Genomic DNA, 15,613 nt, shown 5'->3' on the forward strand with positions numbered 1-15,613 from the left:
GATAGCTTTTGCATAATTGATATAATGAAGTTTCTATATAATATTTATCTTTTCTAAATAAGAAATTAAATATTATTATCGTTCTATTAAATAGACTTTATAAAGGGAATTCATAGATTTTATCTAATTATAGGCAATATTTTGGAGGTCACCGTGAAACAACATCCTTTTTTTCGCTATCTATATGTATTTTATTCTTTTATATTTATCATCTATATTAGTAATCTGTTTATAGCTAGTGAAGGCTTAAACTATTTTTTAGGTATCATTACTATAATCATATTAATTATTTCTTTTCCATTAGCAACAAGACTGTTTAAAACCCTTGGGGGGACATTCCTTGCTATGGGTGGTTATATATATTTTACAAAGGGGCAGCCTCTGCTATATATTCCAGAATTACTAACATCCAATCTATCATTGTTAGCCCTTTTAGCAATGCTGCCTTGGATGAATACGGTCGTTCAAATTGGCCGATTTGACCGTAGTTTAAATCAACTAATAAAATCCAACGTTTCTGACTTAGGCAAGCTGTACCCGCGCAGCTCAATCATTACACATACCTTGGCGGCATTTTTGAATTTACCTGCTGCGACCATTGCTCAAGAAGTACTAAAGACGAATTTTGCTTCACTTAGCAAAGAACTGCGTAATTCATTTATAACCACTTCAACACTAAGAGGATATTCATTGGCCTTGGCATGGAGCCCATTGGAGATAACGTTAGCCGTAGCCATCTTTACTACGGGGGTTGACTATGTTTCTTTATTGCCTTGGTTGCTATTGATTACGGTGGTCACTATGTTAGTGGATTCACTATAGGGGCGAATTCATTATAAAAAATATTCATATGGGAACTCCATTGAAGATAAACAACAGGATATAGATGTGAAGGAATTAACAAAAAAAGTTAGCCACTTAGTCCTTTCGCTTGCCTTGTTTTTAACCCTTGTCATTTTTTTAGGCAAATTATTTGGGTTAGGTTTTCCTTTAACGGTAACGCTCCTGATTTTCCCATTTGCGTTTGTTTGGTCGATAATCATGAAAAGAAGTCGTCGACTTTGGGTGATTGGTTGGAATACATGGAAAACCAAGACAAATACCATGCAAAATTTTGTCGTTCTTTTTATATCTCTATCTTTGTTTTCAAACAGTTTAAATGAATCATCGTTTTTAGATTTTATCCAGAAACCTCTTTTACTAGTTTCAGATTAATCATTTATTTTATTATTTTTAATCCAAGCTGTTTTTGTTTTCTTAAGTTTGTTTGGTATTCACCCGATAGCCACTGTTGGTATTTTAACTGGGATTATTACGCCTTTATTAGAAATTATGAACCCAGTCAGTATTGCAATTGTTTTGATAACTGGTTATGTAGCTACCTTCACCGTAGGAACCTATGGCTTGCTAGTTACACTGACTTCAGAAAATTTAGAACAGAGTCCATATCGAATCACTTTGAAAAATATGCCGTTTGCCTTGTTTACTGGTCTAATAGGTACCCTTGTTGCCTATTTACTTTTATAAAGGAAGCCGAATGACAATAATTAAAGATACTCTTTTTCAGTCTTTTTCCTAAAAAACAAAAAAACACTCACAAAGTTGATTTAACAACATTGTGAGTGTTTTTTTAAAAAAATTTACTCTTTTTGATCTTGGGATACCGGTGGTCGGGGTCGAACCGACACTCCTCAGGGAACACGATTTTGAGTCGAAACTCTTATATTCCAAGTCACCGGATATTGATATATCTGCATTCCGTTTCCATTATTGGAAAATTCAGCATAAGATTACTTCTAATTATGCCTTAAGTCATCTTTTTCGGTCAAGCTTAAAATCGTTTTTTATTAAATTTTGCTTGTCCTATTTTTTTGTATCTTCCAATAAGTTCGGCTTCATATTTTCTCGCTTCATCTTCAGTATCAAATTCAGCAACAATTTTATATTGAAGCCTTCCTTCTTCCATCAGTTTTCTATGTCCTTGATTTCTTCTGTTCGTATACCTTCTGCAACGATACCAGACTCCACTTCCGACATATACGATTTCATTGTCATGCCAATGCTCGTAAACTATAAATTTGTCTATCTTTCTTAGCTCGTCTGGATTGAGCTTATACTTCTTAACAAGCTGGATTATCTTTTGAAATGTAGCTTCATAGATATTTGCTATATCTTGGTTAGTCATTTTGTCTAGTAAATGCTTTTCGAGTTCTTCCTTAGTTAGCAGCATTCTAATCACCTCAACGTATGTTTATCTACATATCGTGGAAGTGTAAAGCAAACATAACATAAAATTTTTATTTTATATACTGAAAGGTTAAAAGACAAAATCTCATAGACCTTACTATCTTACCACAAGGTGTAAAAATAACGCGTCTCTACACTTTTGTGTCTTTTCCAGTGTACACAAGTCCTGGAAGTATTGGTATTAAAGACTTTTTGGATTATCAATTTTACCTAAAATCCACTCCACGTGGACATTTTTAATTTTTAAAATAAAAAGAGAGCTTTTCGCCCTCTCAATATTATTATTATAAACCGATTTGATCGACTGCATATGTTGCTTGTTCTGTACTGAATCCTTCATATACTAATTGGTCAATTAATCCACTTCTTGAAAATGCTGTATAATCTAGATAGTTTTTACCAGATAGTACAGCTTGTTCGTTCCAATCAACTGTAATGTTATCGACTGCGAATGTTGCATCTTGATTGCTGTAACCTTCGTACTCTAACTGTTTAATAAGACCTTGCCTAGAAAATGCTGTATAATCGAGGTAACTCTTTGCTGCTCTTAATGCGTTTTCTTGAGAAAGAGTTAATTTAGGTTTTGCTGCTTCAGCTGCTGCTGCTTCAGCTGCTGCCTTGGCTGCTGCTTCCTCTTCGGCTTTCTTACGAGCTTCCTCTTCAGCTTTTGCCTTAGCTTCTTCTTCAGCTTTAGCTTCAGCTTCAGCTTCTTCCTTAGCTTTTTCTTCCACAGACTTCTCTTTTTTAGCTGGCTCTTCTTGTTTTACATCAGTCGTTGCAGGTTCAGCTGTTTCAGTAGATGTATCCGTTTCAGCGCCGACTCCCCACATTATAAAACATACAACTATTAGTATTAAGTTTCTTTTAACTTTACCATTTCGTTTGATTAGACCGAATACAAGCAATACCAATGAAACTATTAACCCTAAAAATCCAACAACAAGTAAAAATGCACTCATAATATATGATTCCTCCTATTAATTAAGTAGATTATTGATACGTCTTTCTAGTTCTTTGACATCATCTGGATTACTTCCAAATACTTCAAAGTTTTCTGCTGCAAATAAGATTACTAATTTTTCAGCACTCTCAACTAATTTATCAACTTTCTTTTTAGTTTTTGAGCTGATCGTAACCATTTCGCTAGTTTTTTCTTTTTTAAATCCAAGATAATAACCGTTCTTTCCCTTCATCCAATAAGGGATTTTCGTTTGTGCTCAACCCAAACCATCACCTTACAAAATACTATTTCTATATACATAAATATATTACAATTATATTACAATTTACAAAATTAGTATACTGTTATTTTGTAATATATTTACTTTTTATAAATTTAGTAGGACTACTTCCCTATGTATAAAGAAGTAGTCCATTTATTCAATTAGATGGCAGCCTTAATCATCATGCATAAGATGATCGTTGCTGTACAAAATCCATAAAATCCGTAAAACCACAGTGGTAGGCCGTCCTCGTCCAATTTCATATATCCAATTTGCTCCAGTCTTTTCATAGTCTTTTTAACTTGGTTCAATGATGGTTTGAAAGTTGACCTATTATGCTTCATTTTCTTGATGGCATATTTAACATTGTCCATGAAAAGATTTTTGTTAATTTCAACTATTGCTTGCTCTCTAACGCTTGCTCCAATCTCAAATAATATGCGTGATATAATTTGTTGTTCTGGAGTTAGTTGCGACATAGCTTGGTAATAAAATGGTTTTGCTTTTTGAATGATTAATTTCATAGTTTGGTTCATAGTAATCAGCTCCATTTCATTTTATGGAGTAATTGTATCGACCTTTTTAAAAATGTAAATTTGAAAATAAAATTGATATTTTATACTATTCATTATGATAAAGTCCTTATATTAATAAAGTAAATGTTGTTAAAGTAATTTTTACGAAGATAAGCTGATTTCCATATCGAAACGTTCTTCAAACATTTTAATGAACTTGCCATAAGAGACTGAAAAAGCTCCGTCTCCTTTTACAGCCAAATCCGCAACCATATAAGCTTCTCTGATTTGTAAGTCAGTAAGCTCCCAACGTTCTTTGATTGATTGTAAAAATGCTTCTTTCTTGAATGTACCTTTGCTATACTTCTTTAATTCTTCAGATTTTCCATTTAATAACATATTTTCCATTTCTCCTTTGACATACAGAAGGAGAGATGCTAATCTTGAGGTAGAAGTCTATCTACTGTTTTGTGTGAACCTTGCCCTAGAGTTGCCGCTCTATGATGGACAAGGTTTTATTTTATAATTATATTTTATCACTTTAAAGCACTAAAGAAAATATAAGTATTCCAATTTATGGAATTTATTTTAAATATCTAGTTTGTCAATTGAACTGTATTTCTTTGCTTTTTCTTCTAAGTCATTTCCCCATAATGCCACATATTTCTTAGTAACAGAAAGATCACTATGGCCCAATAATGCTGCCAATGAAAATGCATCCATACCAGCTAATATTGAACGTTTCGCATAAGTATGTCTCAAGATATGAGGACTGAATTGTTTCTCGATTCCTACTTCATCTTTATACTTTTCAAATCTTGTTTGGATGCTTCTTGGTCTCAAAGGTTTGTTATCTCTATTTATAAACAGTTGTTCATGAGATAAATCTCCTCTCAGTTTTAAGTAGTTCTCAAGAATAGCCTGGACTTTCTTAGACGGATAAACAATCCTTTCTGTTAGGTTTTTTGTATTTCTAATAAATAGCTTGTTCTTCCTTACATCCTCAACTTTTATTCCTACTGTTTCTGCCAATCTAATTCCAGTATCGAGCATTACTAAAAAGATTGTTAAATCTCTTTCTCCAATGAAACTTCTTTGCTTTTTCATATACTTAGTTAGTCGCAGAATTTCATCATCTTCCAAAGTTTCAATGACTCTTTGACGATCTCTAAGCTGCTGAATATTTTTCATTGGATTCGGAGTAACTGCTCTAATTCTGTACAAATAATTGAAGAATGCGCTCAAAGCTCTAATCCTCGTGTTGATACTGACAATCTTAATTTTGTCCTTTAAGTGAAGAATTAGCTGCTCAATGTCTTTCTTTTTAAGCTCAACTACTTCTTTCCTAATCTCCATTTCGACTAATGAACTTTTTACAGCTTTAAACTCGTTCTTATAAAATTCTATTGTTGAAGGTCTTAAATTTTTCAGTTGGCAGTCTCTCTCGAACTTTGCAATTGCTTCTTCATCAGTTAGTTGCTTTCTAACTATTTGCAGCTCCTCTTCTGTTAACAAACCTCTTCTCGACATTTTTCTTCCTCCTCAGCATAAGATTTGAAGCATACGATTTTGCCTAGTTTGAATCTTATGCGAAGCAAACAAAAAGACTCCCAACAGAATGCTGGAAGCCTTGATGTATCAATATTTTGTATACCGGTGGTCGGGGTCGAACCGACACTCCTCACGGAACACGATTTTGAGTCGTGCGCGTCTGCCAATTCCGCCACACCGGCAAATCATTGGCAGGGGTAGTAGGAATTGAACCCACACCAAAGGTTTTGGAGACCTTCGTTCTACCTTTAAACTATACCCCTATAATGGAAATTTAATTTCACAATCATGAAAAAGTATTGGTTATTTTCACTACTTGAAAAAACTTGGTGGAGGGGGACGGATTCGAACCGCCGAACCCGGAGGGAGCGGATTTACAGTCCGCCGCGTTTAGCCACTTCGCTACCCCTCCACATTGGAGAAATGAATTATTAAATTAATGGAGGAGGAAGAGGGATTCGAACCCCCGCGCGGTGTTACCCGCCTGTCGGTTTTCAAGACCGATCCCTTCAGCCAGACTTGGGTATTCCTCCAAATATAATATACTGCACAAAACTTTGGTTATTTTACTTCGTAAAAAACCTTGGTAGCGGCGGAGGGGATCGAACCCCCGACCTTACGGGTATGAACCGTACGCTCTAGCCAGCTGAGCTACACCGCCAAAATCTAATTAAGTTGCAAGTTATTTACTTTGCGTAAAAAATATTGGTTATTTTTACTAGCGTAAAAAAACTTTGATTATTTTGCTTCGCAAAAAATCTTGGTGGAGCCTAGCGGGATCGAACCGCTGACCTCCTGCGTGCAAAGCAGGCGCTCTCCCAGCTGAGCTAAGGCCCCAATTTGGGCAAATTAAAGGTAATGGTCGGGAAGACAGGATTCGAACCTGCGACCCCTTGGTCCCAAACCAAGTGCTCTACCAAGCTGAGCTACTTCCCGATAAAATATGGCGCGCCCGGAAGAAGTCGAATCCACAACCTTCTGATCCGTAGTCAGACGCTCTATCCAATTGAGCTACGGGCGCATATTTTTATTGTAAGTTATTTTCGCTAGCGCGAAAAAACATTGGTGCCGAGGACCGGAATCGAACCGGTACGGTAGTCACCTACCGCAGGATTTTAAGTCCTGTGCGTCTGCCAGTTCCGCCACCCCGGCAACATTGGAGCGGAAGACGGGATTCGAACCCGCGACCCCCACCTTGGCAAGGTGGTGTTCTACCACTGAACTACTTCCGCATATCAAACTAATTGGTGCGGGTGAAGGGAGTCGAACCCCCACGCCTTGCGGCGCCAGATCCTAAGTCTGGTGCGTCTGCCAATTCCGCCACACCCGCATGTATTTAAAACTAAATAGAAAAGTATGTTGCTAACTTCGCCACATCGTATCGGCGACATTGATAATCTTACAACGAATTACGACAAAAATCAACACCAAATTTTAAAGATTTTTTTGGAAGTGAAAAACACAAATAAATTATCCCAAAATATTTTAAAATCCTAAAACCACACAAAGATTTTGTATCGAAAAAAATAAAAAATTGGTTTAGAACCTTTTTAATGGGAAAAAATACAATATAATTCATTCCCAAAAAAGGAGATGATGTAACCTTGAGTTATATCCAGAAAAAAGATGCTGACAAAGTTCTTACGAATCAGGAAAATCAGGATGAAAACTCAAGTAACGGTGAAAAATCACCTGAATTTGATGTTTTTGGAACAGCGCTAAATGACCTGCACAGTCCTTTTGAATTTTAAAAACCCATAGTATAAAAGAGATTATCCTCTTTTATACTATGGGTTTTTACTTACCTTTTAATCGCTTTTAAAACTATGGCTTCTCCAACAAAAGAAATAACTTTATCATTCTCAATCTGAATTCTAAATTTTTTTTGGATTTCTTTGGATGATTTTAGTATCAATTGAGTTAAATGATTCTTTTCAGGTTCTGGCAGCTTCATGTTCGCACACCATGATTCAAAACGAAAAGTCTTCTCGAATCGGTGCCATTCAAATATTTCCAAACCACTATCCTCAAGCTTTTGGATCCATTCAGATTTTTTCCAAGAACGAAAATGGCTATAATCCCTTAACTTTTCAATGGTATTATAGAAATGATCGTATTCTTTATTCTCTGGGACTACATTATCATCCAGTAAAAATTGTCCATTAGGCTTTAATACCCGGTGTACTTCCTTAATGAATGAATCCACATGAGGAAAATGATGTGGCGCAATTCTACAGGTAACAATATCAAATGACTCATCCCTAAATGGCAGCTTCTCAGCATCTCCTTGTATAAATTCAACATTTTGATGACCATTATCTTTAATGAAATTCTCAGCCGCTTTCAGCATTTCTGCAGTTAGATCTACTGCCGTTACCTTTTTAACCAATGGTGCAAAAGCATTAGCTGTATGACCGCCGCCTGTTGCAATATCAAGCAGAACTTCCTGTCCTTTTAGGTTAGCCATTTCCACCATTTTCGTTAAGTCTTTTCCATCCTTATGAATGGGACTTGAAACGTAAGAGCTTGCATTTTTTCCAAATTGCTGCTGAACGCCTTTTTTTATATCCATGAGAATCACCTCTTAATTCTAATTTAATCTATTCAGTTAATAATTAAAATTACGAGGTTTTTATGATTCATCATAAGTAAAACTTATAAGGTTTTACATTTCAAATTCTAGAACAACTGGGCAATGATCGCTGCCCATTATTTCACAATGAATATCTGCAGAAATTAAAGAGTCACGAAGTTTTTCTGAGACAATAAAATAATCAATCCGCCAGCCAATATTCCGCTCACGAACCTTAGCCATGTAACTCCACCATGTGTAAGACCCTTCTTTATCTGGATAAAAATGGCGGTAGCTATCTACAAATCCTGACTCCAGGAGGGAAGTCATTTTTCCGCGTTCCTCCACTGTAAAGCCAGAATTACCTAAATTTGATTTTGGATTTCTCAAGTCAATTTCCTGATGAGCCACATTTAAATCACCGCATAAAACTACAGGCTTAACTTGATCTAAATCTTTTAAATGTGAGATAATCCTGTCTTCCCAATCTAATCTGAAATCTATTCTTGCTAAATCTCTTTGAGAATTCGGAGTATAAACATTTACAAGATAAAAACCCTCAAATTCTAACGTAAGAATTCGGCCTTCATCTTGTGAATCTTCCTTCCCTAAACCATAAGAGACTGAAATTGGTTCCTTTTTTGTGAAAACAGCCGTACCTGAATAGCCCTTTTTGACTGCGTAATTCCAATATTGATGGTATCCCTCAAGTTCAAGGTTAATTTGCCCCTCCTGTAATTTTGTCTCCTGTACGCAGAAAATATCTGCATTAACTTCTTTAAAATAATCTAAAAATCCTTTATTTACACAGGCTCTTAGCCCATTAACGTTCCAAGAAACAAATTTCATTATGGTATCCCTCTCCTGTTACTATCTTTTATAGATTGATAGGAGTCATTTTATCAGCTTTACTTAATAATGGAAAGCACTGCGATTTTGCTGTCTTATGTTTTTCAATAATAACGAAATAAATTTCCATAAAACAGGCAAAATAACTAAAAAAGGAAGTCCCCTATGAAATACTTAATTAAATTCTTAACAAGATATGAAAAGCTTGTCTATACAGTCATGATGATTATCCCCTGGCTCTCTGCACCTTTTTTAGGAAAAAGAACATTTAAGCGATTTACACCAGGCGCATTGTTTATTTGTATGTTTGTACTAGTTGAGGGCATGTTTGCGCACAAGAAACTTTGGTGGTTATTTCATAAAAAACTGTTTCCAAAAGTTATTGGAGAACTCCCATTCATAGTTGGCCCCTTCTTCATTGGAACCCTATGGATCATGAAATTTACATATGGTCATTTGAAAAGATACTTTATTACAAATTTCAGTGTTAATATTTTTTTTGTTTATTTCCAAGTTCCTATATTAAAAAAACTCGGATATGCCTCTTTAATTAAATTAAGTAAATTCCGCTTTTTCCTCATCTTCTTATTCAAAGCAGGTCTACTATATATTTTCCAATTCTTTTATGAGAGGAAGAATAAACAAAGCTAAACCTCAAAAAAAGACAACTTTATGTTGTCTTTTTTTATGGGATAAGATATTGTTCTGTTAATTTTGTTGCAAATAGCTGTGAAGCTGGAACTATTTTGATGTTGCGTCTTTTAAATTCATCCATTGATTGAAAAATCCCTACTGAACATACCTTTCCTGTGACTCCAACATGTCCAATCGCAATTCCCTTGCCTGTAAATTCAGTTATTTTAGCTAATCTCTTCATCTGTTTTCTGACATGGCTTGAGGAGGAAATATCATCTAGGAAGACATCTCTTTTTAAAAGCGGGACGTTCATTTCCTCTGTAACTTTTGGAAACTTTGATTTAGGGCTTGTACCGCTATCGATAATATACAACTTTTTCTCCTTGGCAACTGCTACAATCGCTCTTACGATTTCCTCATCCTCGACTGCTAGCGAACCCATATGGTTGTTCATCCCAACTGCATAGGGAACGGACTTTAATGCATCCTCCACCCTTTGCTTTACCTCTTTTGATGAAAGATCTACCGTAATCGGTTTCGGACCGAGCCACGAGCGCTTTCCTCTTTTTGGCTGCATCGGTAAATGAACGATGACTTCAAATCCATTTTTATGGGCCCATTCGGCGTGTTCCTTCGAGTGTTCGGTAAAAGGCATGACTGCAGCAGTAATTGGAATGTTTCCTTCAAGAAAATCTCTAACTCCACCCGTCCCTCCCCCGAAGTCATCAATAATAATAGCAGCCTTAAGCTGCTTTTCATTCTTTTTAGCTAAAGCTGGATTTTGCATGGAGAGCAACAAAAACGGGATGAGTAAAAGAGCAAATCTTTTCATAAAAACCTCCCATATTGATGTTTTTACGTTAATTTGCCCTGAGAGATTGGATTCATTCTTGCGTTTTGAATATACGAAAAAAGAGCCCAATTGCTCGGCTCCTTTCGTAAATCCTATTCTTCGTCGTATACTTCTACTTTTTCCATAACATCGCCATTGCGCATTGCTTTTGCTGCTTCAAGACCAGAAGTCACTTTACCGAAAACAGTGTGAACACCATTTAGATGCGGTTGGGACTCATGAACGATAAAGAATTGGCTGCCGCCTGTATCTTTACCAGCATGCGCCATAGAAAGAGAACCTGGTACATGTGTGTGTGGATTTCCTTGTGTTTCACATTTAATTGTGTAACCAGGGCCACCCGTTCCAGTTCCAGTTGGGCACCCACCTTGGCTTACAAATCCAGGTATAACGCGGTGAAAATTCAACCCATTGTAAAAACCTTCTTTTGCTAACTTTTCAAAGTTTGCAACAGTACCAGGTGCTTCGTTTGGATATAAATCGAATTCAATTTTTTCTCCGTTTTGCATTTGAATGTGTCCTTTTTTAGCCACAATGAACATCTCCTTTATGTAAAAAATCATTTTTATCATACACTTTTCCTAACAGAAAAGAAAGTTTCATGGATTAAATCCTCAATATTGTGGTATTATAACAGTACCCCTTCCGAACATTCGCTTGTTGCGGGACACTTAACCACTGTACGGACGGAAGGGGTACGTAGTGTCGTTGGTAGCGGCATTACAAGAAGCCAAGACCTCAGTCTTGGCTTTTTTAATGCTCTTTATTAGTCAATTGATAAAATAAGAAAATAAACGAAAAGAAAACCAGATAGCCATAAAAGCTATAGATATGCTTCCAATCAACAGAATGCTCGAATAAACCAAAGAGTTCAGAAAACCTTTCAAATATAGGCATTAGTAAGCTTAGAAATATAATAATTCCAATCTTTCCCCATTTCGTAACCTTTTTCATCATCATTAAGTAAACCAGAACGAGAATTGGCAATCCTACAAAGGTGAAGGCAATATTAAACGACAACACCTCAGGAAATGGTCGAATTGGGAACATGTACATTTTCTTGTCAACAAAGTAAAGATCCAAGGAAGTACCCAGCAATATAGCCAATATGATTACAGGGCCATATTCTTTAATCAAAAATGGTAATGACTTTTTTTGCCAAGGCGGCAAGTTCAAGCCTTTCAAGCGTTTTACAGTATTCATATTCAATCTCCCCGTTAATTTGTGTTTCATTAAGCTCCGAGAGATAGTCAGCTATTTCCCACTCACTAAACCAATCTCCCTTTTCCGCTTCTAGGTGATGAACATTTTTCCACGCAGACTTTAAATCCGGACTATACATTTTTCTTGCTCCCCATCTAAGCTTGCAGGCATTTAAGCGAAGCTGATAGGGAATTCCTGGAATACCTTCATTAACATTATTAAAAATATGCGGCCAATAATCTTTTCTAGACCCTGTATGGGGGTGTACTTTTGCCCATTGTACAAATTGATTTACTAAGTCCTTTTTTTGAAAAAGAACAGCATACAATCTTTTTCCTAAAAGAATACGCTCATGTAAGGATTGAAACTGATGGAGTGTTTGCCCGGCAAGGCTCTTTTTTCGATAGGGAAACAAAATATGATTAAATGAGAGCACATCCTGAAGCTTAAACTCCAACGTGTTAAGTACGCCCTTCTGATAGGTGGGATTTTGGATTACCCTTTTTTCCAAATAATTTTGTTCATTAATGATAAGAGCCATTGTGAGGAGATAGGTGTCAGGTACACTCCAAAAGTAATTCCAAATCGTCTCCATGAAGATGGATATGTTCAAATAAGGCAACAAATAAAATAAAGGTTTCTTTCTTTTTATGCTTTCACTGTATAGTAAAAATTGTGGATAAGCGTCTTGAAAAATCAGCCAATTTCCGCGTTCTAAAAAGGTAAAAAAGTCATTCCTTTCTTTTTTCGTAAGCAAGCGTGTTAGGAGGTCACCTTTTAAATCGGTCATATTCCAGCCGCCATTTCTAGATACCATATGCCCTAAAAATGCCCAATGGATTTCAGGATGTTTTTGGTAAACATCAAAATAAGCTTTAGTTCTGGTCACATTATTAAGGTTCAGTTCGCTTGTATTCTTTCTTATCTTTTCTAAAAGACTATGTTCCTCTTTTGTTAATATATTGGAGTCAATAACTACATTCTTTTTCACTTTTACTTTTAATTCATCCTTAATGGTTTCAATCGGAGTTTTTACCCTGTTTCTGATAAAAAAAATAATCATAACCTCCCTCGAGAATTCTCTGTCTACCTGCTGAATATGTATAGATGAGAATATTCAATTGGGAGAGGATGAACGCTTGCGATGGTCAATACAAGTAAAGGCATTGACTGGCTGGTTGAGACACTTAGAAGGGATCAATCTCCCGATGGCTCCTGGCATTATCCATTTGAAACTGGATTATCGACAGATGCCTATATGATCATTTTATTACGGACATTGGAAATAAATGATGAAGAATTAATTAAAGGGCTGGCTGAGAGGATTTTACAGAGACAAGAAAAGAATGGTGCCTGGAAGCTTTTTTATGATGAAGTGTCTGGTAATCTCACTGCCACTGTAGAATCCTATTATGCACTCCTCTATTCTGGATACTTTGAAAAGCAGGATAAACGGCTTCGTGCAGCAAAAAAATTTATTTTATCCAAGGGCGGTTTGAATGAAGTTAGTATGTTTACAAAGGTAATGTTATCAATAACAGGGCATACGAAATGGCCCACTTTCTCCCCCCTTCCGATAGAATTAATCTTATTGCCATTCAATTTTCCAATCAATTTCTATTCCTTTTCTGTATATGGCAGGGCAAATCTAACCCCCTTGCTTATTCTCACTGATAAGAAATTTACCTTAACGACCAAAAAGAGTCCTGACCTTTCCGATTTACGTGGAGGACGTGCTGATTCTGATACCTGGATTCGTTCGGAGGAAATACGTTCCCTTTTCTCTTTTATGGAAAAAGGGGTTAAGAATCTAATGGGGCTGCCACAACAGCTTCATGAGCTGGCACAGCAGCGGGCAAAAAAATATATGCTCGACCACATAGAAGCAGATGGTACGTTTTATAGCTACTACAGCTCTACCTTCTTAATGATTTTCGCCCTCCTCGCACTGGGATATAAGAAGACAGACCCTGTTATCAAAGCCGCTATTGATGGGATTAAAGCGATGAGAACTACCATTAATGGACTTCCACATATGCAATACACAACGGCAAATGTGTGGAATACCTCGTTAATAAGCTACGCACTGCAAGAAGCAAGAATTTCACCAGAAGATTCAATGGTTTTGAAAGCGAATCAGTATTTACTAGCCCGGCAGCACGACAAATTCGGAGATTGGGTGATTCATAATCCTAACAGTTTACCAGGAGGCTGGGGCTTTTCAGATATCAATACAATCAATCCAGATGTCGATGATACAACTGCATCTTTGAGGTCAATTTCTAGAATGAATTCTTCTGACGCGTGGAATCGGGGGATTAACTGGTTACTTTCGATGCAAAACGATGACGGCGGCTGGGCTGCTTTTGAAAAAAATACCGATACCAAGCTTCTTATGTTTCTCCCTATTGAGAAGGGTCAATTTATCCTAACTGATCCATCGTGTGCAGATATCACAGGCCGTACTCTTGAGTTTTTTGGCAACTATACCAATTTATCGAGAGATCATCAAAGTATTAAAAAGGGAGTTAATTGGCTGTTGAATCACCAGGAGTGGGATGGTTCATGGTATGGAAGATGGGGCATTTGTTATATTTACGGTACCTGGGGGGCGGTGACAGGTTTAACAGCAGTAGGAGTTCCTAGTAGTGATGCTTCGATTCAAAAAGCGATCCATTGGCTGCATCATATTCAAAACGACGATGGAGGCTGGGGTGAGTCTTGTTATAGTGACAATAACGAAACCTATAAACCACTGGAAGCCAGCACCTTAACTCATACTGCCTGGGCATTGGATACATTAATAAGCGTTTCAGAAAAACCCACCACTGAAATCCGCAAAGGTATTTCTTTTTTGTTGAAGAACCTAGACAAAGAAGATTGGACCACTACCTATCCGAAAGGACAAGGAATGGCCGGGGCTTTTTATATACACTATCACAGCTACCGCTATATTTTCCCGTTGCTTGCCTTGGCACATTATCGTAAAAAGTTCGAAAAATAGCTCGACGGGACTCATGTGCTCCGTCGAGTTTTTGTTCATCGCTGATATATTTGATTTAACGCTGATATTTTGTAAATCTTGAAATATTTGAGAATACATTGATTGCTTTTTTTATATTTTCCCTTAGCTCAGCGTGGCCAGTATATTCAGTCCAATATAGTTTCATTTTGCCTGACTCCAGTTGCTTATTAAGTTCCATCATTTCAGCAGTATTATAAACCGAACATGGAATTAGCAAACCTCCCATAGTAGAAGGCCTATCTGAGTCCTGACCGCTTTCATCAAAATATATATTCATTAATTCTGTTTTTAGAGGTGGTGATAAAGACACTTTCTTATCCTCCTGGTAGTGTTTATTGACAATAAATAAGGAAAATTGTATAATTAAAAATAAGTTATAGCCCCATATCAAGATACGGTTTGTATAATTTAGGGTTAAAAGAGTACTCGTATCTAGATACGATGAAAATTAGTCCGATTATATTTTTTAAAAAGGCTAATATATAGTTCGGTTCAATAGCTTTTCCCCGCTACCGTTCAGGCAGGGCTGAGATAATATAAGTGATAAAAGAGACTAGATAATTCTAGTCTCTTTTATTATATCAAACATACATTCTATCCGTCTATTTTATTTTTCGTAAAATTAGTATTATACGAATTGTTGATTTGCCATTTCTATTACTATGGCTGTTCCTTTTTTCTGACTGGTGTTACTTCTTGTAGGTTCCCCTTTCATCGTTACCACCTTATATGTGGTATCTCTAATAGTCTGTATTAGTACTCTTAAAAGTAAACCTTCTTAATATATCAAAGAGTATTAACCCTTCTAAGATTAATACTCGCTTACAGCAACATTGAAGTTCCTTTTGGAAGTACGTTATTTAATAAACGCACACATTAGTTTAAGTACATTACTTCACAAACTTGTTTTTATTAAAATGACACCATCACTTAATTGAA

The 15,613-nt window shown here is 36.3% G+C and carries 19 protein-coding genes and 11 tRNA genes; 6 read left to right on the forward strand and 24 right to left on the reverse strand.

What is annotated here, in order from left to right:
• The first annotated feature begins 153 nt into the window (after positions 1 to 153).
• The 3 genes from QNH48_RS19400 (at position 154) to QNH48_RS19410 (ending at position 1,527) form a co-directional block, all read left to right on the forward strand.
• On the forward strand, positions 154 to 822 hold the full coding sequence (locus QNH48_RS19400; RefSeq protein ID WP_283951632.1) for a hypothetical protein: 669 nt from the start codon (positions 154 to 156) through the stop codon (positions 820 to 822).
• Between the two features lie 66 nt (positions 823 to 888).
• Positions 889 to 1,215, forward strand: coding sequence for a hypothetical protein (locus tag QNH48_RS19405; RefSeq protein ID WP_283951633.1), 327 nt, complete (start codon positions 889 to 891; stop codon positions 1,213 to 1,215).
• A 48-nt stretch (positions 1,216 to 1,263) separates the two neighbouring features.
• Complete coding sequence (locus QNH48_RS19410) at positions 1,264 to 1,527, forward strand: hypothetical protein (RefSeq protein ID WP_283951634.1); 264 nt, start codon at positions 1,264 to 1,266, stop codon at positions 1,525 to 1,527.
• 304 nt (positions 1,528 to 1,831) lie between these two features.
• On the opposite strand, the gene QNH48_RS19415 is transcribed toward QNH48_RS19410, so the two are convergent.
• The 17 genes from QNH48_RS19415 to QNH48_RS19495 form a co-directional block, all read right to left on the reverse strand.
• Complete coding sequence (locus QNH48_RS19415) at positions 1,832 to 2,230, reverse strand: hypothetical protein (protein ID WP_283951635.1); 399 nt, start codon at positions 2,228 to 2,230, stop codon at positions 1,832 to 1,834.
• Between the two features lie 301 nt (positions 2,231 to 2,531).
• Positions 2,532 to 3,206 carry an Ltp family lipoprotein gene (locus QNH48_RS19420; RefSeq protein WP_283951636.1) on the reverse strand — a complete coding sequence of 225 codons (675 nt, stop codon included), beginning with the start codon at positions 3,204 to 3,206 and terminating at the stop codon, positions 2,532 to 2,534.
• An 18-nt stretch (positions 3,207 to 3,224) separates the two neighbouring features.
• Positions 3,225 to 3,440, reverse strand: coding sequence for a hypothetical protein (locus QNH48_RS19425; RefSeq protein ID WP_283951637.1), 216 nt, complete (start codon positions 3,438 to 3,440; stop codon positions 3,225 to 3,227).
• A gap of 191 nt (positions 3,441 to 3,631) precedes the next feature.
• Positions 3,632 to 4,006: a hypothetical protein gene (locus tag QNH48_RS19430; RefSeq protein WP_283951638.1), complete on the reverse strand. Its 375-nt coding sequence runs from the start codon at positions 4,004 to 4,006 to the stop codon at positions 3,632 to 3,634.
• Between the two features lie 141 nt (positions 4,007 to 4,147).
• Positions 4,148 to 4,393 carry a hypothetical protein gene (locus QNH48_RS19435; RefSeq protein WP_283951639.1) on the reverse strand — a complete coding sequence of 82 codons (246 nt, stop codon included), beginning with the start codon at positions 4,391 to 4,393 and terminating at the stop codon, positions 4,148 to 4,150.
• 180 nt (positions 4,394 to 4,573) lie between these two features.
• On the reverse strand, positions 4,574 to 5,515 hold the full coding sequence (locus tag QNH48_RS19440; RefSeq protein ID WP_283951640.1) for a tyrosine-type recombinase/integrase: 942 nt from the start codon (positions 5,513 to 5,515) through the stop codon (positions 4,574 to 4,576).
• 121 nt (positions 5,516 to 5,636) lie between these two features.
• A tRNA-Leu gene (locus QNH48_RS19445) sits at positions 5,637 to 5,718 on the reverse strand.
• A 7-nt stretch (positions 5,719 to 5,725) separates the two neighbouring features.
• Positions 5,726 to 5,799: transfer RNA gene (locus QNH48_RS19450), tRNA-Trp, on the reverse strand.
• Positions 5,800 to 5,863: 64 nt separating this feature from the next.
• Positions 5,864 to 5,948, reverse strand: a tRNA-Tyr gene (locus QNH48_RS19455).
• 28 nt (positions 5,949 to 5,976) lie between these two features.
• Positions 5,977 to 6,069 (reverse strand) — tRNA-Ser (locus QNH48_RS19460).
• A 51-nt stretch (positions 6,070 to 6,120) separates the two neighbouring features.
• Positions 6,121 to 6,197 (reverse strand) — tRNA-Met (locus QNH48_RS19465).
• Positions 6,198 to 6,297: 100 nt separating this feature from the next.
• Positions 6,298 to 6,373, reverse strand: a tRNA-Ala gene (locus QNH48_RS19470).
• Positions 6,374 to 6,395: 22 nt separating this feature from the next.
• Positions 6,396 to 6,472 (reverse strand) — tRNA-Pro (locus tag QNH48_RS19475).
• Positions 6,473 to 6,480: 8 nt separating this feature from the next.
• Positions 6,481 to 6,557 (reverse strand) — tRNA-Arg (locus QNH48_RS19480).
• A gap of 42 nt (positions 6,558 to 6,599) precedes the next feature.
• Positions 6,600 to 6,688, reverse strand: a tRNA-Leu gene (locus QNH48_RS19485).
• 5 nt (positions 6,689 to 6,693) lie between these two features.
• Positions 6,694 to 6,768: transfer RNA gene (locus QNH48_RS19490), tRNA-Gly, on the reverse strand.
• 13 nt (positions 6,769 to 6,781) lie between these two features.
• Positions 6,782 to 6,866 (reverse strand) — tRNA-Leu (locus tag QNH48_RS19495).
• Positions 6,867 to 7,140: 274 nt separating this feature from the next.
• On the opposite strand from QNH48_RS19495, the gene QNH48_RS19500 reads away from it, so the two are divergent.
• Positions 7,141 to 7,287 (forward strand): hypothetical protein, encoded by a 147-nt coding sequence (locus QNH48_RS19500; RefSeq protein ID WP_165978962.1) that lies wholly within the window; start codon positions 7,141 to 7,143, stop codon positions 7,285 to 7,287.
• A gap of 50 nt (positions 7,288 to 7,337) precedes the next feature.
• On the opposite strand, the gene QNH48_RS19505 is transcribed toward QNH48_RS19500, so the two are convergent.
• Positions 7,338 to 8,108, reverse strand: a complete 771-nt coding sequence (locus tag QNH48_RS19505) for a class I SAM-dependent methyltransferase (protein ID WP_283951641.1) — start codon at positions 8,106 to 8,108, stop codon at positions 7,338 to 7,340.
• A gap of 93 nt (positions 8,109 to 8,201) precedes the next feature.
• On the reverse strand, positions 8,202 to 8,957 hold the full coding sequence (locus tag QNH48_RS19510) for an exodeoxyribonuclease III (RefSeq protein WP_283951642.1): 756 nt from the start codon (positions 8,955 to 8,957) through the stop codon (positions 8,202 to 8,204).
• A 165-nt stretch (positions 8,958 to 9,122) separates the two neighbouring features.
• Between QNH48_RS19510 and QNH48_RS19515 the strand changes: the two genes are divergently transcribed.
• The gene (locus QNH48_RS19515; protein ID WP_283951643.1) at positions 9,123 to 9,608 is read left to right on the forward strand and encodes a hypothetical protein; all 486 of its coding nucleotides are present in this window, start codon (positions 9,123 to 9,125) and stop codon (positions 9,606 to 9,608) included.
• 34 nt (positions 9,609 to 9,642) lie between these two features.
• Here QNH48_RS19515 and QNH48_RS19520 read toward each other — a convergent pair whose 3' ends face one another.
• The 4 genes from QNH48_RS19520 to QNH48_RS19535 form a co-directional block, all read right to left on the reverse strand.
• On the reverse strand, positions 9,643 to 10,425 hold the full coding sequence (locus tag QNH48_RS19520; protein ID WP_283951644.1) for a divergent polysaccharide deacetylase family protein: 783 nt from the start codon (positions 10,423 to 10,425) through the stop codon (positions 9,643 to 9,645).
• A gap of 113 nt (positions 10,426 to 10,538) precedes the next feature.
• Positions 10,539 to 10,979 carry a peptidylprolyl isomerase gene (locus QNH48_RS19525; protein WP_133366951.1) on the reverse strand — a complete coding sequence of 147 codons (441 nt, stop codon included), beginning with the start codon at positions 10,977 to 10,979 and terminating at the stop codon, positions 10,539 to 10,541.
• A 220-nt stretch (positions 10,980 to 11,199) separates the two neighbouring features.
• Positions 11,200 to 11,649 (reverse strand): CBO0543 family protein, encoded by a 450-nt coding sequence (locus tag QNH48_RS19530; RefSeq protein WP_283951645.1) that lies wholly within the window; start codon positions 11,647 to 11,649, stop codon positions 11,200 to 11,202.
• A complete protein-coding gene (locus QNH48_RS19535; RefSeq protein ID WP_283951646.1) occupies positions 11,576 to 12,712 on the reverse strand; it encodes a DUF2515 domain-containing protein in 1,137 nt (378 codons plus the stop codon). The genes QNH48_RS19530 and QNH48_RS19535 overlap by 74 nt, the downstream gene beginning before the upstream one ends.
• Positions 12,713 to 12,793: 81 nt before the next feature.
• Here QNH48_RS19535 and shc point away from each other — a divergent pair, with 81 nt between their 5' ends.
• Positions 12,794 to 14,653, forward strand: coding sequence for a squalene--hopene cyclase (gene shc, locus QNH48_RS19540; RefSeq protein WP_283951647.1), 1,860 nt, complete (start codon positions 12,794 to 12,796; stop codon positions 14,651 to 14,653).
• Positions 14,654 to 14,708: 55 nt separating this feature from the next.
• Here shc and QNH48_RS19545 read toward each other — a convergent pair whose 3' ends face one another.
• Positions 14,709 to 14,984 carry a hypothetical protein gene (locus tag QNH48_RS19545; RefSeq protein WP_283951648.1) on the reverse strand — a complete coding sequence of 92 codons (276 nt, stop codon included), beginning with the start codon at positions 14,982 to 14,984 and terminating at the stop codon, positions 14,709 to 14,711.
• Positions 14,985 to 15,613: the final 629 nt, after the last annotated feature.

Source organism: Neobacillus sp. YX16, assembly GCF_030123505.1.
Lineage (GTDB): Bacteria > Bacillota > Bacilli > Bacillales > Cytobacillaceae > Neobacillus.

What these genes read in the sequence shown, in the direction of transcription:
- QNH48_RS19515 (WP_283951643.1), top strand. Translation starts at nt 9,123, where the DNA reads ATGAAATACTTAATTAAATTCTTAACAAGATATGAAAAGCTTGTCTAT.
- QNH48_RS19425 (WP_283951637.1), bottom strand. Translation starts at nt 3,440, where the DNA reads ATGAAGGGAAAGAACGGTTATTATCTTGGATTTAAAAAAGAAAAAACT.
- QNH48_RS19505 (WP_283951641.1), bottom strand. Translation starts at nt 8,108, where the DNA reads ATGGATATAAAAAAAGGCGTTCAGCAGCAATTTGGAAAAAATGCAAGC.
- QNH48_RS19535 (WP_283951646.1), bottom strand. Translation starts at nt 12,712, where the DNA reads ATGATTATTTTTTTTATCAGAAACAGGGTAAAAACTCCGATTGAAACC.
- QNH48_RS19420 (WP_283951636.1), bottom strand. Translation starts at nt 3,206, where the DNA reads ATGAGTGCATTTTTACTTGTTGTTGGATTTTTAGGGTTAATAGTTTCA.
- QNH48_RS19520 (WP_283951644.1), bottom strand. Translation starts at nt 10,425, where the DNA reads ATGAAAAGATTTGCTCTTTTACTCATCCCGTTTTTGTTGCTCTCCATG.
- QNH48_RS19510 (WP_283951642.1), bottom strand. Translation starts at nt 8,957, where the DNA reads ATGAAATTTGTTTCTTGGAACGTTAATGGGCTAAGAGCCTGTGTAAAT.
- shc (WP_283951647.1), top strand. Translation starts at nt 12,794, where the DNA reads ATGGTCAATACAAGTAAAGGCATTGACTGGCTGGTTGAGACACTTAGA.
- QNH48_RS19430 (WP_283951638.1), bottom strand. Translation starts at nt 4,006, where the DNA reads ATGAACCAAACTATGAAATTAATCATTCAAAAAGCAAAACCATTTTAT.
- QNH48_RS19435 (WP_283951639.1), bottom strand. Translation starts at nt 4,393, where the DNA reads ATGGAAAATATGTTATTAAATGGAAAATCTGAAGAATTAAAGAAGTAT.
- QNH48_RS19440 (WP_283951640.1), bottom strand. Translation starts at nt 5,515, where the DNA reads ATGTCGAGAAGAGGTTTGTTAACAGAAGAGGAGCTGCAAATAGTTAGA.
- QNH48_RS19415 (WP_283951635.1), bottom strand. Translation starts at nt 2,230, where the DNA reads ATGCTGCTAACTAAGGAAGAACTCGAAAAGCATTTACTAGACAAAATG.
- QNH48_RS19530 (WP_283951645.1), bottom strand. Translation starts at nt 11,649, where the DNA reads ATGAATACTGTAAAACGCTTGAAAGGCTTGAACTTGCCGCCTTGGCAA.